24 protein-coding genes and 5 tRNA genes are annotated in these 22,461 nt (G+C 52.9%); 10 read left to right on the top strand and 19 right to left on the bottom strand.

Annotated elements, in window-relative coordinates:
* Positions 1 to 101: 101 nt before the first annotated feature.
* Positions 102 to 839, top strand: coding sequence for an N-acetylmuramoyl-L-alanine amidase (locus H8695_RS02625; protein WP_249299317.1), 738 nt, complete (start codon positions 102 to 104; stop codon positions 837 to 839).
* Positions 814 to 2,202 carry a DNA repair protein RadA gene (gene radA / locus H8695_RS02620; protein ID WP_346726785.1) on the top strand — a complete coding sequence of 463 codons (1,389 nt, stop codon included), beginning with the start codon at positions 814 to 816 and terminating at the stop codon, positions 2,200 to 2,202. The genes H8695_RS02625 and radA overlap by 26 nt, the downstream gene beginning before the upstream one ends.
* A 49-nt stretch (positions 2,203 to 2,251) precedes the next feature.
* On the opposite strand, the gene H8695_RS02615 is transcribed toward radA, so the two are convergent.
* On the bottom strand, positions 2,252 to 2,437 hold the full coding sequence (locus tag H8695_RS02615; protein WP_249299316.1) for a hypothetical protein: 186 nt from the start codon (positions 2,435 to 2,437) through the stop codon (positions 2,252 to 2,254).
* A gap of 148 nt (positions 2,438 to 2,585) precedes the next feature.
* Here H8695_RS02615 and H8695_RS02610 point away from each other — a divergent pair, with 148 nt between their 5' ends.
* The 3 genes from H8695_RS02610 (at position 2,586) to H8695_RS02600 (ending at position 6,126) form a co-directional block, all read left to right on the top strand.
* Positions 2,586 to 3,671 (top strand): efflux RND transporter periplasmic adaptor subunit, encoded by a 1,086-nt coding sequence (locus H8695_RS02610; RefSeq protein WP_249299313.1) that lies wholly within the window; start codon positions 2,586 to 2,588, stop codon positions 3,669 to 3,671.
* Between the two features lie 3 nt (positions 3,672 to 3,674).
* Positions 3,675 to 4,874: an ABC transporter permease gene (locus tag H8695_RS02605; RefSeq protein ID WP_249299312.1), complete on the top strand. Its 1,200-nt coding sequence runs from the start codon at positions 3,675 to 3,677 to the stop codon at positions 4,872 to 4,874.
* A gap of 238 nt (positions 4,875 to 5,112) precedes the next feature.
* On the top strand, positions 5,113 to 6,126 hold the full coding sequence (locus H8695_RS02600) for a tyrosine recombinase XerC (protein WP_249299311.1): 1,014 nt from the start codon (positions 5,113 to 5,115) through the stop codon (positions 6,124 to 6,126).
* A 72-nt stretch (positions 6,127 to 6,198) separates the two neighbouring features.
* Here H8695_RS02600 and H8695_RS02595 read toward each other — a convergent pair whose 3' ends face one another.
* From H8695_RS02595 to yajC, 8 genes are all read right to left on the bottom strand, one after another.
* Positions 6,199 to 6,717, bottom strand: a complete 519-nt coding sequence (locus H8695_RS02595) for a cob(I)yrinic acid a,c-diamide adenosyltransferase (RefSeq protein WP_249299309.1) — start codon at positions 6,715 to 6,717, stop codon at positions 6,199 to 6,201.
* A 20-nt stretch (positions 6,718 to 6,737) separates the two neighbouring features.
* On the bottom strand, positions 6,738 to 7,628 hold the full coding sequence (gene xerD, locus H8695_RS02590) for a site-specific tyrosine recombinase XerD (RefSeq protein WP_249299308.1): 891 nt from the start codon (positions 7,626 to 7,628) through the stop codon (positions 6,738 to 6,740).
* Positions 7,629 to 7,655: 27 nt separating this feature from the next.
* Positions 7,656 to 8,273 carry a stage II sporulation protein M gene (locus H8695_RS02585; RefSeq protein ID WP_249299307.1) on the bottom strand — a complete coding sequence of 206 codons (618 nt, stop codon included), beginning with the start codon at positions 8,271 to 8,273 and terminating at the stop codon, positions 7,656 to 7,658.
* A 94-nt stretch (positions 8,274 to 8,367) separates the two neighbouring features.
* Entirely contained in the window at positions 8,368 to 9,165 is a 798-nt protein-coding gene (gene proC, locus H8695_RS02580) for a pyrroline-5-carboxylate reductase (RefSeq protein WP_283243546.1), read from the bottom strand.
* A gap of 320 nt (positions 9,166 to 9,485) precedes the next feature.
* On the bottom strand, positions 9,486 to 10,856 hold the full coding sequence (gene scfB / locus H8695_RS02575; protein WP_249299305.1) for a thioether cross-link-forming SCIFF peptide maturase: 1,371 nt from the start codon (positions 10,854 to 10,856) through the stop codon (positions 9,486 to 9,488).
* Between the two features lie 82 nt (positions 10,857 to 10,938).
* Positions 10,939 to 11,076, bottom strand: coding sequence for a six-cysteine ranthipeptide SCIFF (scfA, locus tag H8695_RS02570; RefSeq protein ID WP_249299304.1), 138 nt, complete (start codon positions 11,074 to 11,076; stop codon positions 10,939 to 10,941).
* Positions 11,077 to 11,132: 56 nt separating this feature from the next.
* Positions 11,133 to 11,552, bottom strand: a complete 420-nt coding sequence (locus tag H8695_RS02565; RefSeq protein WP_249299303.1) for a TIGR04086 family membrane protein — start codon at positions 11,550 to 11,552, stop codon at positions 11,133 to 11,135.
* 379 nt (positions 11,553 to 11,931) lie between these two features.
* Positions 11,932 to 12,339, bottom strand: coding sequence for a preprotein translocase subunit YajC (gene yajC / locus H8695_RS02560; RefSeq protein WP_249299302.1), 408 nt, complete (start codon positions 12,337 to 12,339; stop codon positions 11,932 to 11,934).
* Positions 12,340 to 12,512: 173 nt separating this feature from the next.
* Between yajC and H8695_RS02555 the strand changes: the two genes are divergently transcribed.
* The 3 genes from H8695_RS02555 to H8695_RS02545 are packed head-to-tail and all read left to right on the top strand — an operon-like array spanning position 12,513 to position 15,655.
* Positions 12,513 to 13,379: a patatin-like phospholipase family protein gene (locus H8695_RS02555; protein WP_249299301.1), complete on the top strand. Its 867-nt coding sequence runs from the start codon at positions 12,513 to 12,515 to the stop codon at positions 13,377 to 13,379.
* Between the two features lie 38 nt (positions 13,380 to 13,417).
* Positions 13,418 to 13,873, top strand: a complete 456-nt coding sequence (locus tag H8695_RS02550; RefSeq protein WP_249299300.1) for a hypothetical protein — start codon at positions 13,418 to 13,420, stop codon at positions 13,871 to 13,873.
* A gap of 21 nt (positions 13,874 to 13,894) precedes the next feature.
* On the top strand, positions 13,895 to 15,655 hold the full coding sequence (locus H8695_RS02545) for a DUF6056 family protein (protein ID WP_283243579.1): 1,761 nt from the start codon (positions 13,895 to 13,897) through the stop codon (positions 15,653 to 15,655).
* A gap of 18 nt (positions 15,656 to 15,673) precedes the next feature.
* Here H8695_RS02545 and H8695_RS02540 read toward each other — a convergent pair whose 3' ends face one another.
* On the bottom strand, positions 15,674 to 16,108 hold the full coding sequence (locus H8695_RS02540; RefSeq protein WP_249299298.1) for a metal-dependent transcriptional regulator: 435 nt from the start codon (positions 16,106 to 16,108) through the stop codon (positions 15,674 to 15,676).
* A 103-nt stretch (positions 16,109 to 16,211) separates the two neighbouring features.
* On the opposite strand from H8695_RS02540, the gene H8695_RS02535 reads away from it, so the two are divergent.
* Positions 16,212 to 16,439 carry a FeoA family protein gene (locus H8695_RS02535; protein ID WP_249299297.1) on the top strand — a complete coding sequence of 76 codons (228 nt, stop codon included), beginning with the start codon at positions 16,212 to 16,214 and terminating at the stop codon, positions 16,437 to 16,439.
* 25 nt (positions 16,440 to 16,464) lie between these two features.
* The gene (gene feoB, locus H8695_RS02530; protein ID WP_249299296.1) at positions 16,465 to 18,615 is read left to right on the top strand and encodes a ferrous iron transport protein B; all 2,151 of its coding nucleotides are present in this window, start codon (positions 16,465 to 16,467) and stop codon (positions 18,613 to 18,615) included.
* Between the two features lie 45 nt (positions 18,616 to 18,660).
* On the opposite strand, the gene H8695_RS02525 is transcribed toward feoB, so the two are convergent.
* From H8695_RS02525 to tgt, 9 genes are all read right to left on the bottom strand, one after another.
* Positions 18,661 to 18,734, bottom strand: a tRNA-Cys gene (locus H8695_RS02525).
* Positions 18,735 to 18,789: 55 nt separating this feature from the next.
* Positions 18,790 to 18,865: transfer RNA gene (locus tag H8695_RS02520), tRNA-Gly, on the bottom strand.
* A gap of 3 nt (positions 18,866 to 18,868) precedes the next feature.
* Positions 18,869 to 18,944, bottom strand: a tRNA-Phe gene (locus H8695_RS02515).
* Positions 18,945 to 18,983: 39 nt separating this feature from the next.
* Positions 18,984 to 19,060 (bottom strand) — tRNA-Asp (locus H8695_RS02510).
* A gap of 7 nt (positions 19,061 to 19,067) precedes the next feature.
* Positions 19,068 to 19,143 (bottom strand) — tRNA-Val (locus H8695_RS02505).
* A 105-nt stretch (positions 19,144 to 19,248) separates the two neighbouring features.
* The gene (gene hslO, locus H8695_RS02500) at positions 19,249 to 20,124 is read right to left on the bottom strand and encodes an Hsp33 family molecular chaperone HslO (RefSeq protein WP_249299295.1); all 876 of its coding nucleotides are present in this window, start codon (positions 20,122 to 20,124) and stop codon (positions 19,249 to 19,251) included.
* Positions 20,117 to 20,881: a class I SAM-dependent DNA methyltransferase gene (locus tag H8695_RS02495; RefSeq protein WP_249299294.1), complete on the bottom strand. Its 765-nt coding sequence runs from the start codon at positions 20,879 to 20,881 to the stop codon at positions 20,117 to 20,119. The genes hslO and H8695_RS02495 overlap by 8 nt, the downstream gene beginning before the upstream one ends.
* Positions 20,871 to 21,182, bottom strand: a complete 312-nt coding sequence (locus tag H8695_RS02490) for a YerC/YecD family TrpR-related protein (protein WP_249299293.1) — start codon at positions 21,180 to 21,182, stop codon at positions 20,871 to 20,873. The genes H8695_RS02495 and H8695_RS02490 overlap by 11 nt, the downstream gene beginning before the upstream one ends.
* 49 nt (positions 21,183 to 21,231) lie before the next feature.
* Entirely contained in the window at positions 21,232 to 22,362 is a 1,131-nt protein-coding gene (gene tgt / locus H8695_RS02485; protein WP_249299292.1) for a tRNA guanosine(34) transglycosylase Tgt, read from the bottom strand.
* Positions 22,363 to 22,461 lie beyond the last annotated feature (99 nt).

Here is a 22,461-nt window from a genome sequence, read left to right as displayed (position 1 = left end):
GTTTCACCCCTTTCTTGTAAAAAGGCAGCCCGTGCGATAAAATGAAGAAGAAATCACATACTTTTTCTCCCTGAGGAATACTCTGGTCAGGGAGGGATGGTATGTTTATGGTATTTCACAGAAAGCCCATTTTGCTCAGCTGTGTGGCGGCGGTGTGTGTGATTGCGCTCGCGGCTTCTGTCTTTGTCCTGACTGGCCGGCAGGACGCAGCCCCGGCCTTTTCCGCAGAAGAGCCCCAAGAGGTGATTTTGGACGCGGGACACGGAGGTTTTGACGGTGGCGCCGTCTCGCCGGAGGGTATTATGGAAAAAGATCTCAATCTGGTGATCGCCAAAGAGACCCAGATTGCGCTGCTCAAAAAAGGCTTTTGCGTGATTATGACGCGTGAGGACGATGCGGCACTTGAAAGCGCCAAGCAGAACGGTGTCAGCAAAAAAGTCTCAGACATCCACCGGCGTGTAGAAATTATGAAAGAGCACCCCAATGCGATCTTTGTGAGCATTCACATGAACAAATTTGCCGAGTCTCAGTACAGCGGTGCACAGGTTTTTTACGCCACGGTACAGCCGGGCAGCGAGGAGCTTGCCGAGTCCATTCAGTCGACGATTATCGAAAAGCTCCAGCCGGAGAATACCAGAGTCATCAAACCGGCGCCGAAGAATGTGTACATTCTCGAGCATGCGGCTGTGCCCACTGTCATTGTGGAGTGCGGCTTTCTTTCCAATGTTGAAGAGACGAAAAAGCTGTCGGATCCAGATTATCAGACCGATATGGCCAACTGCATCGCCGAGGGAATCATCAAATATATGGAGAGTGAAACAGGTGACGGGAAAGAATAAGACCGTTTTTGTGTGTGGCAGCTGCGGCTTTGAATCGCTCAAATGGTATGGCAAATGTCCCGGCTGCAACGAGTGGAACACCATGGAAGAGCAGCTTGCGCCCGCGGGCGGTACGGCAGTGGCGCCAAAGGCGGTCAAACGGGCTTCAGCGCGTGAGGCCTCTGCAGATCCGGTTTCCATTCGGGATCTGACAGAGGCAGTTGAGCTGCGCTGCTCGAGCGGTTTGAGCGAGCTTGACCGCGTTCTCGGTGGAGGGATGGTCAAAGGCTCGGTGATTCTCTATGGCGGCGAGCCGGGAATCGGAAAGTCGACGATGATGCTGCAGGTCTGTGAGGAGCTTGGCCGCAGCATGAGGATTCTCTACATCTCGGGCGAGGAGTCGCTCAGCCAGATCAAGCTGCGCGCCCGGCGTCTCGGAGTCAATTCGGACAATCTGTATCTGCTTGCCGAGACGGAAATCGACCACATTACGGAAGTCATTGAAAAGCAGCAGCCGGGCCTTGTCATCATCGACTCGGTTCAAACACTCTACAGCCGTGCCATCAGCTCGATTCCCGGCAGCATCAGCCAGATCAAGGAGTGTACGCTGCGGCTTGTCGATCTCGCCAAGGCCCACAACATCTCCATGTTTCTCGTCGGTCATATCAACAAGGAGGGCGCCATTGCCGGGCCCAAGGTGCTTGAGCACATGGTTGACGCGGTAGTTTACTTTGAAGGGGACAAGAACCTCTCATTTCGCATCATACGCTCGTCAAAGAACCGCTATGGTTCTACCAATGAGATCGGCGTTTTTGAAATGGGTGACAAGGGGTTGATCGAAGTGCAAAACCCCTCAAAAATGCTCCTGTCCGGCCGTCCGCTCGATGTTCCGGGAACCTGCCCTGTCTGTGTCATGGAGGGAACCAGAGCCATTTTAGCCGAGGTGCAGGCGCTCGTCAGTCAGACGAGCTTCGGCAATCCGCGCCGCACGTCAAACGGCATTGACTACAACCGGTTCTGTATGCTGCTCGCGGTGCTGGAAAAGAGAGCAGGGCTGTCGCTTGCGACCTGCGACGCCTATATCAATGTGATCGGAGGACTGAAGCTGGACGAGCCCTCGTCCGATCTGGCGGTTGTCCTGGCGTGCGCCTCCGCGTTCAAGGAGCGATCGGTGGAGGAAAATCTCATTGCATTTGGCGAGGTGGGCCTTGTGGGTGAGGTTCGCTCCGTGAGAAATGTGGAGCAGCGCATTCTCGAGTCAAGGCGCCTCGGATTTGACAAGTTTGTGATTCCCTATCACAACAAGCCGGAAAAGCCCATCGAAGGGGTAGAGGTCTACCCGGTGCGCAGCATCTCCGAGGCCATTGCAGTGGCGCTGAAATAGAAATTATAACAGGAAAGGGCCATGGCTTTCAGCCATGGCCCTTTTTTATTCAATAGAAATTTTCCATTCTGGGCGGGAGATTTGGCTCGCGGTCCGCAGGTACGGTGGGCGCAGGGTCCACAGGCTTGAAGTAGATGCAATCGCTGTCACTCGACGCGGAGTTGACGGAGGTGATGGTATTGAGATTGCAGTAGCCGTCTTTCTGGTATTTACATTTTTTCGTACAGCATATCATAGGAAAACCTCTTTGTTCTCTTTTTTGGCGTACCTATAGTATGGAAAAAAAAACAACGGCTATTCAAGCAGAACACAGTAAATAAATAGTGGTCTTCGTGTCAAAATAAGAGTGCTGTTTTGAAAAAGGAAAGAGGAGGAAGCCGCCTGTGAAAAAATATCTTGCTGTCATCATCGTCTCCATCGCTGTTTTGGCTGCTGTCCTGTTTTCCACTCAGGCCATTATGAGCGCTGGCGCCAACGTGCATGTCGTCACACCATCGGTAGCCACAGTCTACCGCAGCGTCAATTGCCGCGGTCAAATTGAGGCAGGCAACACCCGCGATATTTTCGTCTCGGGTGGAACAGTGGAAAAAGTACATGTCGAAATCGGAGATAAGGTGAAAAAGGGGGATTTGCTGATTACCTTTGAGCAGACGGTTTCTCGCTACGATGCAGCGCCGGCTGCCAATGATTCTTCCGCTGCAATCGAAGATCTGCTCGGCGAGAATGCCGATGCTCTGAGCGGTCTGCTCGGACAGTACGGCTCGGATATCCAGTCGGTTATCAATCAGCTTGCACCCGCCCTCGGCGGTAGCTCGAGTTCCCCGCAGACATACGACGGTGCGGAGATGACGCAAAATATCACCGCTCCGTTCAGCGGAACCATCACAGCCCTCAATGCGAAAGCCGGCGATCGTGTCACATCTTCTAGAGCTGTTGTCAGCATTGCCGATTTGACAGATTTATATGTCAAAGCACAGGTATCCGAGAGCTATATCAGTGAAATAGAGACCGGCCAGAGAGTCAAAATCACAGGGGAGGGCTTTCGTGACATCACCTACGAGGGAACGGTGAGCAAGATCTATCCCACAGCGACAAAGAGCTCTCTTTCAACACAGAGCGAGATGGTCGTACCAGTGGAAATCAAGATAAAAAATGCAGATGAGGCCCTGAAACCCGGGTTTTCCGTCTCGGCGGAAATTCGCACTGTGCGAAAGGAAAACTCCATTCTGCTGCCCTACGAGGCTCTGCGACAGGACGAGGAAAATCGGGAGTATGTATACGTCGCAGTCTACGGGCGCGCCTATAAGAGATATGTGACATCGGGTATTGAGCTCGCCGACGAGGTCTCAATCGACGCAGGTATTCTGCCGGAGTACCGCATCATCGTCGGTGAGGACAGAGAGCTTGAGGACCGCGCCAGAGTCAACATACTTGCATCAGACCAAAGCGAACAGACTGCAGGGGAGTAGAGCATGCTTTTTGACTATGTACGCATCGCGCTTTTGAGCATTCGCCGCAAGAAAGCGCGATCTTTTCTGACCATTCTCGGTATCATCATTGGTATCTCGTCGGTACTCATCATCACGGCGTTTGGCAACGGGGGAAAGGTGCTCATTGCAAACGAGCTCAACCAACTGGGCATTGACGGACTGAGCGTACGGGCAAAATACGAGGAGGTCGGACTCGCCGATATGCTCCGCTCAGACGACGTCGAGTACCTGCAACAAAGCGTTTCGGCCATTGAAACGGCTATGCCCTATGCCATCACTTACAGCACCTGTATGGTCCACTCCACGGAATCGGAGACTGTCATCTGGGGAGCAGGTCAGAATGTGGACCGCATTGTTGACTTTGAGCTGCTCTACGGAAGACTCTTCAGTTTCAAGGATATTTCAACCTCTGCCCGCGTATGCCTTGTCACGGATGATTTCGCAAGAGATCACTATCACCGGACCAATATTGTGGGGAAAAACATCTATCTGAATATCAATGGAAAGTATGAAGACTTTACAGTGATTGGCGTCGTCAAAAATGGCGCAGCCATGCTCCAGTCGCTTGCGTCTGACCTGGTTCCCCAGTTTACCTATATTCCATACAGTACCATGGGTGAGAGTAAGGGGAATTCCTATATTGAGCAGATCGTTGTTCGTGTTCGGGAGGGGGAAGACCTGGAGGATGTCTCGCAGCAGATCGTCAAGCTGCTCAACCGAAGACATGGCATGAAAAGCGGTTATTATGTGGACAATATGAACGAACAGAAAGAGCGGCTCAATTCCGTGCTCGACATTGTCACCTTTATCATTGCGGTCATCGCGGCGATATCACTGCTGGTGGGAGGGCTGAGCGTGATGACACTGATGCTTGCCATTGTTGGGGAACGAACAAGGGATATTGGTATCAAAAAGGCGATTGGCGCCAAACGCAGAGACATTCTTTTTGAGTTTCTGGTGGAATCACTGGTTTTGACTCTGATTGGCGGCTTGATCGGCACAGCGTTCGGGCTGCTGATTTCATCCGTTGTCAGCGCGGCGCTGGGTATTCCGCTTGTGGTGCAGACGCAGGTGATTTTAATCACATTCGGCTTTACGAGCTTTATCGGCATTGTCTTTGGCGTCTATCCGGCCTACAAGGCATCGAAGCTCGATCCGATTGAAGCGCTGCGCTTTGATTAAAAATGACACGGCTGCCGACCAAGGCGCCGTGTCATTTTTTTCGATATCGAATGGTGCTGATCAGCACTGCTGCAAGAAAGAGCAGCCCGACAATAAGCTTTTCAATACCGGAACGCATCCGCTGATCACCTCAACAAACTTCATTCTTGACAGGGAACGGGGCTTTATGGTACTCTAGAAAAAAATACTTAATTATACAAAATAAAAATTTTGTATAATTAAGGGGAGGAGCTAGGCCATGTACAGCGATCTGCCGGTCATCGTGCGGGATTTTCTGGTGTACCTTGAGACCATTCGCGGCAAATCCGAAAAGACTGTTTCTGAATACGCGCTGGATCTTCGCATGTTCTTTCGCTTTATGAAACTGGAACGCGCCGCAGCGCCGGATCTGCCGTTTGAGGAAATTCCGGTTTCTGATATCGACCGGGACTTCATCGCCGGAATTACGCTCAGCGACATCTACGCATTTTTGTCCTACCTGGCCAAGGAGCGCGGCGACGCCGCAGCGACCCGCGCACGGAAAGTTGCCTGTCTGAGATCCTTTTTCAAATATCTGACGACCAAGGCAAACCTGATTGATCACAATCCGACCGAAACGCTCGACTCGCCGCATCTGCGTGCCTCGCTGCCGGTGTATCTGTCTCTCGAGGAATCTCTGCAGCTGCTCAGCGTCATTGACGGCCCGGACCGTGAGCGCGACTTTGCCATCATCACGCTGTTTTTAAACTGTGGCATGCGGCTGTCGGAGCTGGTCGCGATCAACCTGACCGACATCAAGGAAAACACAGTGCGTGTCATCGGCAAAGGAAACAAGGAACGCACCATCTATTTGAATGCAGCCTGCCTGAGCGCCATTGAGGACTATTTGGCTGTTCGACCGCACGATGCGGTCAAAGCAGCCGATAAAAACGCCCTGTTTTTGAGCAATCGCCGCCAAAGAATCAGCACTAAAACGGTTCAATATCTGGTAAAAAAGTACATATCACTTGCCGGGCTCGAGGGGAAAAAGTATTCCACCCACAAGCTGCGCCACACGGCGGCAACGCTGATGTTCCGAAACGGCGGCGTTGATGTGCGTACGCTCCAGGAAATTCTCGGCCATGCACAGCTGACGACAACCCAGATTTACACCCATGTCTCCGATGAACAAATGCGCCGCGCATCAGAGAAAAATCCGTTGGCCTCTGTGACAAAAAAACGCCTGTCACACAGCGCAAAACGCTCAGATGACACAGAGTCCCATCAAAAGTGAGCGCCTCTCCCCTCTCGATTTTACGGGGGAGGAGGCAATGCAAGAGCCGTCCCGATGGACGGCTCTTATTAATTAATACTCTATGGCTTTTCTCGCGGCCACGCCGGAGGTGTAGGGGTGTTTCTGCATGGCAAACAGGGTGTAATAGTCAGCGTATCGCTCAATGGCGGGATCCGGGTTGCGCCCGGTCATAACCACTTCCGTGTTGCTCCTGGCTGCCGCAGCGGCGATTGCGAGGCAATCCTCCACGGAGATCAGCTTGAGATTGACGGCGTCGATGATCTCATCGAGAACAACAAGGTCGTACTCCCCCTGCGATACCAACTCAAGCGCTTTGACGGTTTCGCTCGCAACCTCACACCGGAGTGCCGCCTTTTCATCGTCACTGAGAAGAAAATAAAAGTTGTGAGGGGTCTCCTGCGAGAAGAGTGCAAAGCGATCAAACTTTTTGAGCGCCTCGATTTCCCCGCTCTTGTTTCCCTTTAAAAACTGAATGGCGGCGACACGCTTGTCCCAGCCGAGCGCGCGCAAAGCGAGACCGAATGCAGCCGTGGTCTTTCCCTTTCCATCGCCTACATACAGGTGCATCATGAAAAATCACTCCTCCCGATTCATGCGCCGGCGCGCGGGTGATATTTGTTGTAGACATCCTTGAATTTGTTTTTGACAACCTGACTGTAAATCTGTGTTGATGAGATGTCAGAGTGGCCGAGCATCTCCTGAATGGACTTGAGGTCTGCTCCGTTTTCCAGCAAATGGGCCGCGAACGAGTGGCGAAATGAGTGGGGTGTAATGGGCTTTTCGATCTTGGCCTGTGCCTGATATTTCTTGATGATCTTCCAGAAGCCCTGTCGGGTCAGACGCTGGCCGTTGACATTGAGAAACAGCGCAGATTCCCCATCCGATTCTGCGAGTACACCCCGGACATGGAGCACATACTCCGTGAGATACTTGACCGCGATGGAATAGAGCGGAATGATTCGCTCCTTGCCCCCGTCGCCGCATGTCACAAATCCGAGGCTCAAATTGAGATCCGCCAGATCAAGTCCCACCAGTTCCGACACGCGAAGCCCTGTTGCATAGAGCAATTCCAGCATGGCGCGATCACGCCGACCGATCAGATCGCCGGTGTCCGGCTGAGAGAGAAAGAGCTCAATTTCCTCATTGGTCAAAATATTCGGCAGCTTCTTTTGAGCCTTTTCTACTTTGACACCCGAGAACGGCAGACTTTTCACCACGCCATTTTGCAGCAGATATTTGAAAAAAGTGCGAAGCGCCGCAAGGTTTCTCGTGACGGTGGACTTACCCTTTCCCTCCGCTTCGAGTTTGGCGATATAGGTGTTGATCAACTCGCCGTCCACCCCGGCGAAAGAGGCGAATCTCCGGCTGCGCAAATACCCGACAAACTCGTTGATATCCCTCCGGTAGGATTGCAGCGTATTTGCAGAGAGCTTTCGTACCTGCTCAAGATATTCAAAAAACGATGTGACCAGTTCATTCATATTGAAACCCTTACCCGATTCCTTTTTCTATCTTACCAAGAAGAGCATGGACAGTGCCGTCTCAACGAGAGCTGACAGCGCGCAAAATCCCAGCGCACAGGCCGCCACACAGAGCAGCAGAATGATGTTTGCCAAGAAGGGAGATTGACCCTTGGTATCCTTTGCGAAGAGCAGTTCGATCATCTTTTTGCCGAACACGACCGCTTCCCCGGTAAGCAGAATGATAGCCGGTGCCAGAAAGACCAATTTTGGCGCGAAACTCGCGAAAATGACGGCAAGATATCCGGTCTCTGAGCTCAGGTAGATCAGTGTGATGGCAAAGCTGATAGTAAAGCCGAAAAAGCCGGTAATCAGCGGCGTGGTGACAAGTCCAAAGAGTGTCACCGACGACAGGAGCAAAAGGAGCAGATAGCGCCCGTCGTTGACGAAAATCCGGCAGAAGAGGCTGAAAAAATCAGTGCCCTGTTTGACCAGATATGTAGTTGAGATCGTCTGGTTGAGCAGATCCCGCCGAACGGCATCGAGGTTGTAGTAGAGAATGGTCCCCGCAAAGAGACCTACCAGAAAAACCAGAAGCCCCAGCACCAAAACCGGCCAGCGCGACTGAATATAGCATGAGATTGTAGAAGAACCACTCTTTTTCAAAGTATCGACTCCCCGCAACAGATCAAGGTAAAGGTAATTGAGTTTGTCCTAACTCAAATCTATGCGGCGAGCAAAAAAACTATGCCGGTTTGTCCTACTTTCCGATCTCCTGCGCACGTCTGGTACAGGCGCGCATGGAATCGGCGATGGCTTCACTGAAGTGCGACTGCTCGAGAGAATCGAGTATGGCAAGCGTGGTACCTCCCGGAGAGGTCACCATGCGAATCAGCTCTTCAGGCGATTTGCCGGTCGACTGCAGCATCTCAACCGACCCAAGAACGCTCTGACAGAAGAGCCGAAAGGCGAGCTGCTCATCAATTCCCTGCTCTTTCGCCCCGTCGACAAAGGCCTTTACAAAGAGATAGACCACCGCGGGTGAGCTGCCATTGACAGCGATGATGGCATTCATCAGCTCCTCCTCGATGATCTCGCAGACGCCGAGCTGTGAAAAAATCTGCTGCACATAGCAAAGCTCCTGCGGCGTGACCTGTTCGTTTGCGCAGAGGGCCGTTGCGCCCATCGACACAAGAAGCGGAGTGTTCGGCATGGCGCGCACGATTTTGGCGCCACGGCCAAGCGAAGCGGCAAGGTATCCGGTTGAGATGCCGGCAGCTATGGAGACAAACAGTTTTTCGCCGGTTGGAAAGCCGTTCATCTGCGCGAGGAGCTCGTCAAAATTTTGAGGCTTTACGGCAAAAAAAACGGTGTCACAGGCTTCGAGAAGCTCTTCGAGCTTCCAACAGCTCGAGGAGCCGATCGATTCAAATCGGACATATTTTGCGCTGTCTCTGTCAAAGTGAAATAGCCTGCAGGGAAAGTTTTTTTCTACCAGTCCCGAGGCGATTGCGTAGGCCATATTTCCGGCTCCGATAAAGCCGATATTATTGTGCATATTCATGCAAATCACCCGCTTTTCTATTCATACATTGATTGACATAAAAAGTTATAATATGAATATACTCGAAACGAAGCCTGATTTCAACAGCTTTTTTCGCTCGGCTGTGAGCGGATAATGCCAGAGATATGTCAACAGCATTATGTCAACACCACAATTTGGATTCTCAACCGCTAGATGCTGTGTCCCCTGCCCTGTCAACCTACAACCGCCCCATATTTTTGCTGAAAATACGCCTGATTTTTCTATGAACTTTGTGGCGCAAAAAAGGCCCGCCCGGTTGAACCCGGGCGGGCCTTGTCTTCTAGAAAAATCCTCTATCGCAGCGCTGCCTCCGCTTTGAGGGCAATGGCGCACTCGAGGCGCTTTTTTTCCATTTCACAGCCGAGGCGGTAGGGTTTGTCAAGACCGCCGCCATACTGGTAATTGTTCGCGTTGCAGCCGCCGCTGCAGTAAAATTTTGCCCAGCACTGCGCGCACTCCTGTTTGGTGTAGACGTTGATCTTTGAGAACTTCTCTTTCATGGTGCGGTCAAATTCGCCGGTGTGGACGTTGCCCATGCGAAATTCCTCCATCCCCACAAACTGGTGACAGGGATAGATGTCGCCGGATGGCGCAATCGCCACATACTCGTTACCGCTGCCGCAGCCGCCCAGACGCTTGATGATGCAGGGCCCCTGCTCCAGATCAATCATGAAGTGAAAGAAGTTGAACCGGTCGCTGCGGCCGATACGGCACTTCATCTCCTGATAGAGCGCTTCATAGCTTGCAAAGATTTCAGGGAGATCTTCCTCGTCGATGGCATAGGGGGCGGTGGGCTCAGCGACAACCGGCTCGATGGAAATCTGCTCAAAGCCGTTTTCCGCCATGTGGAGAACGTCCCGGTGAAAGTCGAGATTGTATTTGGTGAATGTGCCGCGCACATAGTACTGATCCTGATTGCGAAGTTTGGCCATCTCTTTCATCTTGGGCATGATGGACTCATAACAGCCCCCGCCGCCCACGCGCTTTCTCACGCGGTCATTGACCTCGGGCCGCCCGTCGATGGAGAGCACGACGTTTGACATATTGTCGTTGATGAATTTCATCTTGTCCTCATCGAGAAGTACACCGTTGGTCGTGATGGTGAAACGAAAACTCTTGTTGTGTTCTTTTTCAAGCTCTCGGCCGTAGCGCACCAGCTCTTTGACCACATCGAAATTCATCAGCGGTTCGCCGCCGAAAAAGTCAACCTCGAGATTCCGCCTCCCCTTTGACTGCTCAATGAGAAAATCAAACGCCTTCTTGCCGGTCTCGAGACTCAAAAACTCACGTTTGCCGCGAAACTCACCCGTGTCGGCAAAGCAGTACTCGCAGCGCAGATTGCAATCGTGCGCCACATGCAGACACATGGCCTTAATCGGCGAGTATTTGAGCTGATACTGCTCAAGATCAATATACTCGTCGCTCGTGTAGAGCATGCCCTGCTGCCAGAGCTCGCGAAGCTCACCGTAGGCCTCCTCAATTTGCGAGCGGTCAAAACGGTCCTGCAGGCGCTGTGTGAGCTCTTCGGGGCATTCTTCCCCAAGCGGGACAAGCGCCTCGCACAGGGGCGCCATCTCATAGGCAAGCGGGTCCAGAAGATGCACGGCGCCGCTGTTGACATCAATGACAATGTTTTTTTCATCCAGGCTGTAGCAGTGTATCATGTAAAAAATCCCTCTCTTTTTCTCCGTCCGTACAAAAAAGTAACGGGACTATTCCAGTCCCGTTAGCTCGTCACAGGAAACCTTACTTCTCACACTTCTGGTTTGCAACCGTGCAGGAAGTTTTGCAGGCCGACTGACAGGAGGTTTGGCACTCGCCGCAGCCGCCTTTGGCAGCACTGTTTTTCAGGGTCGCAGTATTTAAAGTTTTGATGTGTTTCATCTTACATTCCTCCTATTTTTTTACCATTATAACACAGTTCCCGCCAATTTCAAATACTATTTTCGGCTCTTTTTGCGCCGACCTCCGGCCAGAAAGCCTCCAACTGCGGCGGGAAGCAGCATAGCAGGCAGAAAGGGCCAGCGCTCTGCAAACGCCATCATCTCAAATCCGGTGAGCGAAGACAGCCCCAGATACAGAGCAAAGAGGATACCGCCCGCGAGCAGTCCGCAGAGAAGTCCCCGGCTGCCCGCCTTTCCCGCTGCGGTATTGCCGCCGACCAGCGCGCCTATTGCTGCGGCAATCAGTCCCATATAGCGAACCATCCCGTCGGGGAGTGCAAACATCGAAAAGAGCGCTGCAAGAAGTATGACTGCGAGTATGCTCACAAGGCATCCCACCAGCGTGCCGATGATTTCAGCCTTGACCACCTGTGCCGCGGAGCTGCCCTGGGAGCCGCGGTTTTCCGAATATTTCATGTGCCACCTCACCTTTCAAGCTTGTTTACTCTAAAGATAGTTGAAAGGCGGGAAATTTATGACAGTTTAACGAGAATTCGGCCCCATTTTCATCCACTCAAGCCCTGCGCGAAGCGCGGCGTGTGGGCCGCTGAAATGGAGCTGTGCAAAGCTGCCATATCTGCTGCCGATATGGTGCCGTTTTTGGGCCGCAGCTCCTCTCTCACCTTCTTCGGTCTCGGACCCGTAGACGGGGCTTTTCAGGATGTTCTCATCCGCCGCTGCAAGGTGTGGGTTCCGTCGACGGCGTCAGTGCCGCCGCCTGGCAAGTTGTATGGGATACGCCCTTTCCTCAAAAAAAGAGATACAGGTTCTCACCTGTATCTCGAGGTTGTATTTCTCAGGACTCAGACTCTTCGCTGCCGCCGGCTTCGTTTGTAGTGTCATCGGTCTGCGGCTCGGTTTCCTCTTTTTTCGCCTTGAGTTTTTTTGTCTTCTCGGCCACTTCCTCTTCGAGCTCCTTGAGTTCGCGGTCATCGATGTTGCTCTCGCAGCTTTGAACCGCCCATCTCATGACCTGAATCTTGTTTTTGGCGGCGCCGCTCTCGATGGTGAGGATATCTTCCTTGGCGGAAATGATGCGACCGACAATACCGCCGATGGTCACGATGCTGTCGCCGGGTTCGAGCTTTCTTCTCATCTGGGCAACCTGTTTTTCCTTTTTCTTCTGGGGACGAATCAGAAGAAAGTAGAACACGGCCAGCGGTACCGCAATGATGAGAAGGCTTGTCAAAGTCTCATTTGGCATTTTGTCACCTCATATTAGATAAACTGTAAAAAATATGTTATCACAAATAGGAACCTTTGGGAAGACCTAACAAAAAATTTTTGCGGCGCAGTGACCGCTCAAGCCCCTTTCTTTTGGCGCACAATCAGAGTATAATGTTTTTGATTAACTGTAAAAAGGAGCGACCTCATTCCATGACCGGACTTGTTTTGGAGGGCGGCGCGCTGCGCGCATCTTTCACCTCCGGCGTAATGGACGCCTTTTGGGACAATGGCATTCTCTTTCCCTATGTCATCGGCGTCTCTGCCGGCATATCCAACGCCTACTCGTATGTCAACGGGCAGCGCGGGCGAAACGACGAGATCTTAAAGTGCTACCGTGCCGACCCGCGCTATCTGAGCTATGGCAATTTTTTGAAGCGCAAATGTGTGATGGATCTGCAGTTTGTCTTTGAGGAGATCCCGCAGAAGTTGCTGCCATACGACTACGAGGCGCTGGCGAACTACTCCGGGCGTATCATCGCCGCCATTACCGAGCGAGAGAGTGCGCGCGCCGAGTACTATGACCAGCGCGACTGCGATGCGGGCTTTCGGCTTCTGCAGGCCACCTGCGCGCTTCCGGTCGCCTTCCCCGCCATCGAATTTCAAGGCAAGTTCTATGTCGACGGCGGTGTGGCTGACCCCATTCCGATTCGCCGAGCCATTGCCGACGGCTGTACGAAAAACGTTGTGGTTATGACAAAGCGAGAGGGCTATCGCAAGCATCTCGGCAAGGGGGACAAACTTGCGGCCCGTCTCTATCAAAAGAGGTATCCGGCCCTTGCCCAGGCGGTTTTGACAAGGCCCGCGCGCTACAATGAGGAAGTTGAATTCTGTCTTGCGCAGGAGCGCGAGGGGCGCGCTATCGTACTATGGTCGGACTATGCCGACACCATTGGGCGGTTTGAAAAGAGCTATGAAAACATTCACAAACTCTATGAAAACGGCTACGAGAAAGCCATCGCGCGTATGGCGGATATCCGGGCGATGCTCGGAGAAGACAATCAATTCATCGGGAAATAGGAAAGGATCATAAGATGTTTCAATCGGCAAGAAGTAAAATGCTGCTCACCGCAACCGCGCTTGCCGCGGCTCTGCTGATCGCTTTTGGGCTCTACTCTTATATCTCCGGAACACGTCTGCAAAGAGAGAACGAATCCAAAAAAGCTCTGTGCACACCGGCTGACTATGCGGCAGCTGTGGCTGACGCGGACGGCTTCAAGGACACCTATGTCTATTTTACCGGCACCGTAATGGGCGTGCAGACGGAGAAGAGTACCTACAACGTTCGCGTCAGTCCCGATGGCGAGGATGCCCACTACTATTACGTCGCCTACACCTCCAACCAGATTCCAACCGAAGTGGAAATTGGCGATAAGGTCACCTATTGGGCAAAGTCGGGCGGACACTACACCTATGAGACGCTGACCGGTGACACGGTCACTGCCCCTCTCGCCTACGCCTTTGCCGTGGAAATTCTCGAAGAGGCGCCCGAATCTGAAAATAATACGCAGTGAGTGATTGCTTTGAGAAAAAATATGAGTCAATCGAATGAAATTAGAAAGGGGAGCCGGCCAATACCGCTCCCCTTTCTAATATTGGTTATCCTGGTTATTTGCGCGATTCTACTCCTTGTTGCGCTGCAGTTGATGACGACATTTACAACCGATGATTATTACTACGCCTGCTTTTGGCGTGACGGATTTGACGGCTTTGTTCGCCGAAATGTGGATCACTATCTGACAAGAAATGGCCGCGTGCTCGTTCATCTGATCGCCCAGACGCTTCTTGCGGGCGGAATGATTCCTTTCGCCATATTCAACACACTTTCACTGATTGCCATTTTTCTGTGTTTCATGGCCTTTCAAAGTATGCCGGGCAAAAAAACGCATGGCGGCGGCTTACTATCAGCCTTTCTCTTCTCCATTATGCTGCTTGGGCTCAATTACAATGTGCTCAAGCACAGTATTCTCTGCGTAAGCGATGCCTGCAACTATATTTTTCCTCAGTTGCTTCTTGCACTGTCGTGCATGCTTCTGGAAAAGTGTAGAACATCTCCTGGAATACCTCTTTGTTTTTTTACCGCTCTTGGTTGTTTTCTGTCGGGTGCCACAACGGAACAGGGCGGGATTATGACCCTGACTATTCTCTTTGTGAGCATATTATCTGAGCTCATTGTCCAAAAGCGTGTTGGCGTTTTTCGCGTTTTTTTGCTACTCTGTTCAGCTGCGGGTTATCTCACTATTTTTCTCTCTCCGGCCACACGCGCGAGAGCTGCGTCAGAGTTATCAATTCCTGGAATCCAAAATGGCCTTCGCCAGTTTGCCTGTAACTTTGCATCTCCAGGCAGATCTCTTTTTGTTATGATTCTTTTCTGCCTTGTTATCGGAACACTCAGTTTGCTCAACCGAAAACTTCCTCGCGTTCTCTTGCTGGGATTGCCTGTCTCTGCAACGCTGTCAATCGGCTATTTTTCGGCACAGAGTGTAGCACTCAACGTCATTTTGTTTTTGCTCTTTTGCGGTTTTATGCTGACAGCCGCTGTAATCTTCATCTTCAAAACACCCTATCAGAAGAGTGGTTCTCTCCTTCTGGCGGGTCTTGCCTCTGCTGGAATGATGATTTTTACCGTGAGCAGCAGCGTACGTGCAACCGTTCCGCTTTTGATTTGCCTCATGGTGTGCGGAGCATTTTTTGCCGGAGAGTGCTATGAAATACTGGGCATTCGTTTCGCCGGCAAAAAGTTTTTTCACAGAGCAACAGCCATACTCAGCGTCTGTGCCTTTTTCTGCTGCCTAAATCAAGCTATGCCGGTATTCCGTGGCGTTCGGAATAATTATAGAATCTTACAGCAAAACGAACTGGCTGCACAGACAGCCAGGCAGGAAGAGGTATTTCGTTATCGGGATTATCTGCCGCCTTACTATCTGGCCGATCTGTTCACAAGTTCTGTTTTTGATCGTCTATTTTTGCACTATTACCGTATCGATGATGTTCCGGTTGAGTACAATTACCGGGTCATGGAATTCGAAAAAACCGGAGAAACTACTCTTTTGAAAGATGGAAAGCGCTACCATCCGCTCTCCAAATTGGTAAAAAAGCATGGCGGCAAGTTGTTTTGGGCATCTAATGAGTATCTCTCCATCACGCTAAAACGCAGAGAGTTCATTTATAATGCCCCCTGCCTGTACTGGACTGACCAGGGCACCAGACATCGCGTTAACGTGGTACAGGATATCATTAATTATGAAAATTCTCTGTTTGTATCAGAGGACTTTGCAAAGATTTTGCTTGGTTGATGAAAAAGCTCTTCGCTGTTACGGCGGGGAGCTTTTTTCTCTGATATATTCCCCAAGCAGGCGCTCGATGTTTTGTACGCTCTGCGGCGTCATATAGTGCTCGACTTGCTCGACCTGCTCGAGCTCATCCTGTGTGCCGTTGAGCCAGCAGAAAAAACGGTGCAGCACATCATGGCGGTGCAACAGATAGCGGCCAAGTCGAAGCCCCTCGTCGGTCGGGCGCACTACGCCGTAACGTTCAAAGCTGACCAGTCCCGCCTGCTTGAGGATGCCCACCATTTTGGAGGAGGAGGAGGGCTTGACATTGAGCAGCTCTGCGAGTGTGTTGACGCGCACATAACCCTCCTGCAAAAAATAGCGGCAGATCATTTCCAGATAATCCTCCATGGATTCGGTGACGAGACGGTTGTTTTTTCGCCGATATCCCTCCAGTGTGTAATAATCCTGCGGCATGGATGGACTCCTTCCAGTGACCAAATCAGGTCATCTCAATATGATAGTAGTACGGGGCAACAAAGTTTCCCCAGACTAACAGTATGAAAAGGAGACCTCTTCTATGAGTTATTGCTCATTGAATACATTGCAGGAGGGCCAGAGAGCCCGCGTCATTGACATTCTCTCCTCCGGCAGTATGCGCCGCCGTCTTCAGGACATTGGCCTGATTGAGGGCACTGACGTGCAGTGCATGCAGAAGAGCCCGTCCGGCGATCCTGTCGCCTATCTCATCCGCGGAGCAGTCATTGCGCTGCGCTGCGAAGACTCTCGAAACATCCTTGTTCAATAAACTACAGAAAGTGAGTGACTGACCAATGGGGCTGACAAACACCTCAACGGGAAGCAGCGTGGCCGCGCAGAATCTCGTCATTGAGCGCGCTACGCCGCAGGATAAGGTCATCGCTCTTGCCGGCAACCCCAATGTCGGCAAGAGCACTGTTTTCAATGCCCTGACCGGGCTCAATCAGCACACCGGCAACTGGCCGGGCAAAACCGTAACCAATGCCCAGGGGAGCTGTACATACAAAGGCCAAAATTATGTCTTTGTGGACATTCCGGGCACCTATTCGCTCATGGCCCACTCGGCCGAGGAGGAGGTCGCGCGCGACTTCATCTGCTTCGGCGACGCCGATGCGGTAGTCGTCGTGTGTGACGCGACCTGCCTCGAGCGAAACCTAAACCTCGTGCTTCAGACCATTGAAATCACAAACCGTGTCGTGGTGTGTGTCAACCTCATGGACGAAGCCAGGAAAAAACAGATTCACATTGATCTTACAGCCCTGGAAAAGAAGCTCGGCGTTCCTGTTGTGGGAGCGGCGGCGCGCAGCGGAAAGGGGCTCCAAGAGCTGCTTGATCTGCTCAATCTTGTGACCCGACAGACCATACACGAGAGCCCCTATCGAGTCTGTTATGCCCCCGCCATCGAGCAGGCGGTCGAAGAGCTCGAGGCCGTGCTGCGTGCCAAGATGACAAAACCCATCAGCACACGCTTCATCTCCCTGCGACTGCTCGAGGGAGATCGCACTCTGCTGCACTCCCTGGGAGATTACATCGGCTTTGACATCAACGCCGACGAGGAGCTTCAGCAGGCACTTGCCAGCGCACGCGAAGATCTTGCCCGCGCCGGCATCAAGGGGGAGCGGATCACCGACCGCATTGTCTCGGGACTGGTGCTTGCCGCCGAGGATATCTGCGGCGGCGTCATCCGATACGAGCGCGCGGATTATCAGATGCGCGATCGTCGAATCGACAAGCTGCTCACCTCGCGCAAGACCGGTGTGCCGGTGATGCTGCTTCTTCTGGGTCTTGTGTTCTGGCTTACCATCACCGGAGCGAACTACCCCTCACAGCTGCTCTCCACGGCGCTCTTCTGGGTAGAGGACCGCTTCATGGATTTTTTCAACTGGCTCAGCGCGCCGGCATGGCTATCCGGCATCCTCGTTCAGGGCATCTATCGCACACTCGCCTGGGTTGTCGCAGTCATGCTGCCGCCGATGGCCATTTTCTTCCCTCTTTTTACTCTGCTTGAGGATCTCGGCTATCTGCCCCGCGTCGCGTTCAATCTGGACCATCACTTCAAAAAGGCCTGCGCATGTGGCAAACAGGCGCTGACTATGTGTATGGGCTTTGGCTGCAATGCTGCGGGGATTGTGGGCTGCCGCATCATCGACAGCCCTCGCGAGCGGCTGATCGCTATCATCACCAACAACTTTGTCCCCTGCAACGGCCGCTTTCCCACATTGATTTCTATCATCACCATGTTCTTTATCGGCTCGGTGATCTCCCCCTTTGACTCGCTGCTCTCAGCTCTGTTTCTGACCGCCGTCATTGTACTCGGCGTCGCAATGACCTTTCTTGTGTCCCGTCTGCTCTCAAAGACCATCCTCAAAGGGGTTCCCTCCTCTTTCACGCTGGAACTGCCTCCCTACCGAAAGCCACAAATCGGCAAGACGATTGTGCGCTCCATCTTTGATCGGACGCTCTTTGTTCTGGGGCGTGCGGTCACGGTGGCAGCGCCTGCGGGACTGATTATCTGGCTGCTCGCCAATGTCGTGGTGGGTGACGCCACACTGCTCGCACACTGTGCGCGTTTTCTCAATCCGATCGCGCAGCTGATGGGGCTCGACGGAGTCATTTTGCTGGCCTTTATTCTCGGCTTCCCGGCCAATGAGATCGTTATTCCCATCGTCATCATGGCCTATATGGCGACCGGTAGCTTGATTGATATGGGCAATCTTACGGAGCTTAAGGCGCTCTTTGTCGCAAACGGCTGGACCTGGGCTACTGCTGCGTCAACGATCCTCTTTTCCCTGATGCATTGGCCCTGCTCGACCACCTGCCTGACCATCAAAAAGGAGACGCAAAGTCTCAAGTGGACCGCTGTATCCTTTGCCGTGCCGACTGTGATTGGCTTTGTCGTCTGTGTCTGCTTCACTGCCATCGTAAGAATGCTCGGGCTCGCCTGAATATGTGACACAGAAAAAGCCCCCGACTCGAGTCGGGGGCTTTTTTGGAGGCGCCACCCAGACTTGAACTGGGGGTGAAGGTTTTGCAGACCTCTGCCTTACCACTTGGCTATGGCGCCGTATGATTCATGTTATGCGCGTGCGGCAGGATTTAATCCTGCCGCCGCACATTTTTGGAGCGGATGACGAGGCTCGAACTCGCTACCTCAACCTTGGCAAGGTTGCGCTCTACCAGATGAGCTACATCCGCAAATGGTGCCTCCGGGCGGAATCGAACCACCGACACGGGGATTTTCAGTCCCCTGCTCTACCAACTGAGCTACAGAGGCAAATGATCCCGCCCACAGTGTTCCATGGGAAAGATCAGTTGGCGACCGAGATGGGGCTCGAACCCACGACCTCTAGCGTGACAGGCTAGCGTTCTAACCAGCTGAACTACTCGGCCATTTTCATGGTGGGAACAACAGGGCTCGAACCTGTGACCCCCTGCTTGTAAGGCAGGTGCTCTCCCAGCTGAGCTATGCTCCCATGTTCCCGCAGCCGCCGTAATCACAAGCGGCGAAGTTTATTATACTCGATCGCCCCTACCCTGTCAAGACCAAATTTTACTTTTTTTGCGCACAACTCAGCCACTCAAAGGCCCGCAAAATGGCGCAGTTCGTCGGCCGGAACCTGGTATTTGCGCTCGCAGAACTGGCAGCTGACCTCAATGCTCTGCTGCTCCTGCGCAAGCTTCAAAAGCTCCTCTCTGCCGAGGGAGATCAGAGCCCGCTCAATGCGCTCCCGGCTGCAGTTGCAGCGGTACTCCTTGTAGGACTGCTCCAGGATTTCCACATCAAATTCACAGAGAAGTGCCCTGAGGATTTCAGCAGGCGTTTTTCCCTCGTCAATCAGCGTTGAGACGGGCTTTACCTTGGCCACGGCGCGCTCGAGCTTTTCTATGGCCGACTCATCGGCATTTGGCATCAGCTGAAGAATGTATCCGCCCGCTGCCTTGACGCTGTAGTCACGGTCAACCAGCACGCCGAGAGCCGTCACGGTCGGCACCTGCTCGCTGACGGCGAAGTAGTGGGTAATGTCCTCGGCAATCTCCCCCGAAACAATGGGAACCTGGCCCACATAGGGCTCCCTGAGCCCGAGATCTTTGATGATGTTGAGAAAGCCACTGCGGCCGACACCGCCCGCGACGTCGAGCTTTCCCAGACCGTTGAGCGGGAGATCAACCAGTGGATTTGCAGCATAGCCGCGCACATTGCCGCTGAAATCCGACACGCAGAGAATGCTGCCAATGGGTCCATCGCCTTTGATCTGCACCGTAATGGCACAGTTTTCGTCCTTGAGCATGGTTCCCATCATACTGGTTGCCGTGAGCGTGCGCCCGAGCGCCGCCGTCACGACGGGAGCGGTTGAGTGAATCTGCCGCGCCCGCTCGACAATCTCGGTGGAATTGAGAGCAAAGCCCCGTACAAAACCGTCGCCGGTGATGATTTTTACAAAGTTGTCAGTCACGCTGCTCTTCCTTTCTGGCCACAAAGTAGAGCCGCTGCTCCTGTGGCCCCGGCTGCGCATCACTTTGATCGCCGTAGACGGCAAGCACCTGCAGCCCGGCTTTCCTCAGGTATCCCTCGAGCTGCCGCCGCGAGTAGACGCGCTCGGTGATGATCTCATCGCTGCGCTCATAGTGTGCCCCGTTTTGTGTGAAATAGGTCATGAGAAAGCGGCACAGGCCGCTCTTTTCGTGAAACTCGTTTTGCCAGATACAGTAGACCTCGTCCGTATCGTAGACGAAGACGTTGTTTGCAAGAATCTCCCGGAACTTGTAGGGAGAATTCACATCGAAGACGAAGATGCCGCCAGGATTCAAAAAGAGCGATACCCGCGAAAACGCGGCGATCACATCGCCCGGCCTGCGCAGAGAATTGACGGAATCGAGCGTACAGAACGCGGCGTCAATGGTTCCGTAGAGGTCGAGCTCCCTCATATCCTGACAGAGCAAAAGCGGGCGCTGCTCAAGGGGCAGCGCTTCAAATTTACCAGCCGCCAAATCGAGCATTTCCGGTGACGCGTCAACGCCAATGAGCTCCATTCCCCGCCCGGCCAACTGGGACAAAAGGCTGCCGGTACCGCAGCAGAGATCGAGCAGAATCTGCGGCCGACAGCCAAAACGCTGTAGAATATTCATCAGGTATTCGGCAAGAGCCCCATAGTCCACCTCGCCGATGAGATGGTCATAGTAGGCTGGCAGCCGGATATAATCACTTCTCATTTGAGAGCTCTTTCATGCGGTCGAGCGCCATGCGGTAGCCGTCGCTGCCATAGAGCAGACACCGGTTGACGCGGCTGATGGTCGCTGTACTGGCGCCGGTGACGGACACAATTTCGCTGTACACCTTTTTTTCGTCGAGCATCCGGGCAACCTGAATGCGCTGCGACATGTCCTTGAGCTCGGAAATGGTGCAAAGATCGTCAAAGAACTGGTAGCACTCGTCGAGGTCTTTCAGCGACAGGATAATCTGAAACAGATAGTCGGTGTTCTCATTTCGTCTCTTGTCATTCACAGCGTTCACCTCTCTTAAAATCTATCATAGAAAAGGCGGAAAGTAAAGTCCATTTGTCTCAGATACGCCGGCCCAAAATGTCCATATAGTGCTGTTTGAACTGCGCAAAGCACCCCTCGTCGAGCGCTGCGCGGATGCGTTCGGTCAGAGTGTTGTAGAAGTAGAGATTGTGCATGACCGCAAGGCGCATACCGAGCATTTCTTTCGCCCGCAGCAGATGGCGGATGTAGGCGCGCGAATAATTGCGGCATACTTCGCAGTCGCAGCTCTCATCAATGGGCCGCCCGTCGCGTTCATACTTGTTGTTCTGCAGATTGATGATGCCCTGCCAGGTGAAGAGATGACCATGGCGCGCGTTTCGGCTCGGCATCACACAGTCGAAAAAGTCGACGCCGCGCGAAACGGCTTCCAAAATGTTGCAGGGGGTTCCCACCCCCATCAGATACCGTGGCCTGTCACGCGGCATGGCAGGCTCGACCACGTCAATGATATGGTACATGACTTCCGCCTCCTCGCCGACGGCAAGACCGCCGATCGCGTAGCCGTCAAGGTCCAGCTTTGCTATTTCCTCCATGTGCCACAGGCGGAGATCGTCGTAAGTTCCCCCCTGATTGATGCCGAAAAGCATCTGCCGAGGGTTGATCGTATCGTGTAAAGCATTTAGCCTTTCCATTTCATCTTTGCAGATGTGGAGCCACCTCAGCGTGCGCTCCACCGAGCGTTTGACATAGTCGTAAGGGGATGGATTCTCAATGCACTCATCAAAGGCCATTGCAATGGTCGAGGCGAGATTGGACTGGATGCGCATGCTCTCCCTGGGCCCCATAAAGATGCGTCTGCCGTCCACGTGGGATTGAAATACCACCCCCTGCTCAGAGATGTCGCGCAGCTGCGCAAGAGAAAAGACCTGAAAGCCGCCGCTGTCGGTCAGCACGGGCCGGTCCCAGTTAAAAAAGCGGTGGATGCCGCCGAGTTCACGCACAATCTCATCCCCGGGTCTGATGTGCAAATGGTAGGTGTTTGAAAGTTCAATCTGGCACTTGAGATTTTTCAAATCGAGCGTGGAAACACCGCCTTTGATGGCGGCGGCTGTTCCAACATTCATAAAGACCGGCGTCTCCACCGAGCCGTGTACGGTCTCAAAACGGCCGCGCCGGGCGCGGCCCTCGGTTTTCAGCAGTGTGAACATGGCAATCCTCCCGTATGTGAACAAGCATATGGGTTATTCTAACACAGTGTATCTGCAAAAGTAAAGTTGACCGAGTGCCCGTTTTGGCTTGTAAAGAAG

It is taken from the genome of Feifania hominis (genome assembly GCF_014384765.1).
Lineage (GTDB): Bacteria > Bacillota > Clostridia > Oscillospirales > Feifaniaceae > Feifania > Feifania hominis.
The sequence above is the reverse complement of the archived record's forward strand: the minus strand, read 5'-3'. Positions and strand labels throughout refer to the sequence as shown.

Bases quoted from the DNA above. Each gene is read 5' to 3' on its own strand.
- H8695_RS02625 (WP_249299317.1), top strand. From the start codon at position 102: ATGTTTATGGTATTTCACAGAAAGCCCATTTTGCTCAGCTGTGTGGCG.
- H8695_RS02615 (WP_249299316.1), bottom strand. From the start codon at position 2,437: ATGATATGCTGTACGAAAAAATGTAAATACCAGAAAGACGGCTACTGC.
- H8695_RS02605 (WP_249299312.1), top strand. From the start codon at position 3,675: ATGCTTTTTGACTATGTACGCATCGCGCTTTTGAGCATTCGCCGCAAG.
- H8695_RS02600 (WP_249299311.1), top strand. From the start codon at position 5,113: ATGTACAGCGATCTGCCGGTCATCGTGCGGGATTTTCTGGTGTACCTT.
- H8695_RS02595 (WP_249299309.1), bottom strand. From the start codon at position 6,717: ATGATGCACCTGTATGTAGGCGATGGAAAGGGAAAGACCACGGCTGCA.
- xerD (WP_249299308.1), bottom strand. From the start codon at position 7,628: ATGAATGAACTGGTCACATCGTTTTTTGAATATCTTGAGCAGGTACGA.
- proC (WP_283243546.1), bottom strand. From the start codon at position 9,165: ATGCACAATAATATCGGCTTTATCGGAGCCGGAAATATGGCCTACGCA.
- scfB (WP_249299305.1), bottom strand. From the start codon at position 10,856: ATGATACACTGCTACAGCCTGGATGAAAAAAACATTGTCATTGATGTC.
- scfA (WP_249299304.1), bottom strand. From the start codon at position 11,076: ATGAAACACATCAAAACTTTAAATACTGCGACCCTGAAAAACAGTGCT.
- H8695_RS02565 (WP_249299303.1), bottom strand. From the start codon at position 11,552: ATGAAATATTCGGAAAACCGCGGCTCCCAGGGCAGCTCCGCGGCACAG.
- yajC (WP_249299302.1), bottom strand. From the start codon at position 12,339: ATGCCAAATGAGACTTTGACAAGCCTTCTCATCATTGCGGTACCGCTG.
- H8695_RS02555 (WP_249299301.1), top strand. From the start codon at position 12,513: ATGACCGGACTTGTTTTGGAGGGCGGCGCGCTGCGCGCATCTTTCACC.
- H8695_RS02550 (WP_249299300.1), top strand. From the start codon at position 13,418: ATGCTGCTCACCGCAACCGCGCTTGCCGCGGCTCTGCTGATCGCTTTT.
- H8695_RS02545 (WP_283243579.1), top strand. From the start codon at position 13,895: ATGAGTCAATCGAATGAAATTAGAAAGGGGAGCCGGCCAATACCGCTC.
- H8695_RS02540 (WP_249299298.1), bottom strand. From the start codon at position 16,108: ATGCCGCAGGATTATTACACACTGGAGGGATATCGGCGAAAAAACAAC.
- H8695_RS02535 (WP_249299297.1), top strand. From the start codon at position 16,212: ATGAGTTATTGCTCATTGAATACATTGCAGGAGGGCCAGAGAGCCCGC.
- feoB (WP_249299296.1), top strand. From the start codon at position 16,465: ATGGGGCTGACAAACACCTCAACGGGAAGCAGCGTGGCCGCGCAGAAT.
- H8695_RS02495 (WP_249299294.1), bottom strand. From the start codon at position 20,881: ATGAGAAGTGATTATATCCGGCTGCCAGCCTACTATGACCATCTCATC.
- tgt (WP_249299292.1), bottom strand. From the start codon at position 22,362: ATGTTCACACTGCTGAAAACCGAGGGCCGCGCCCGGCGCGGCCGTTTT.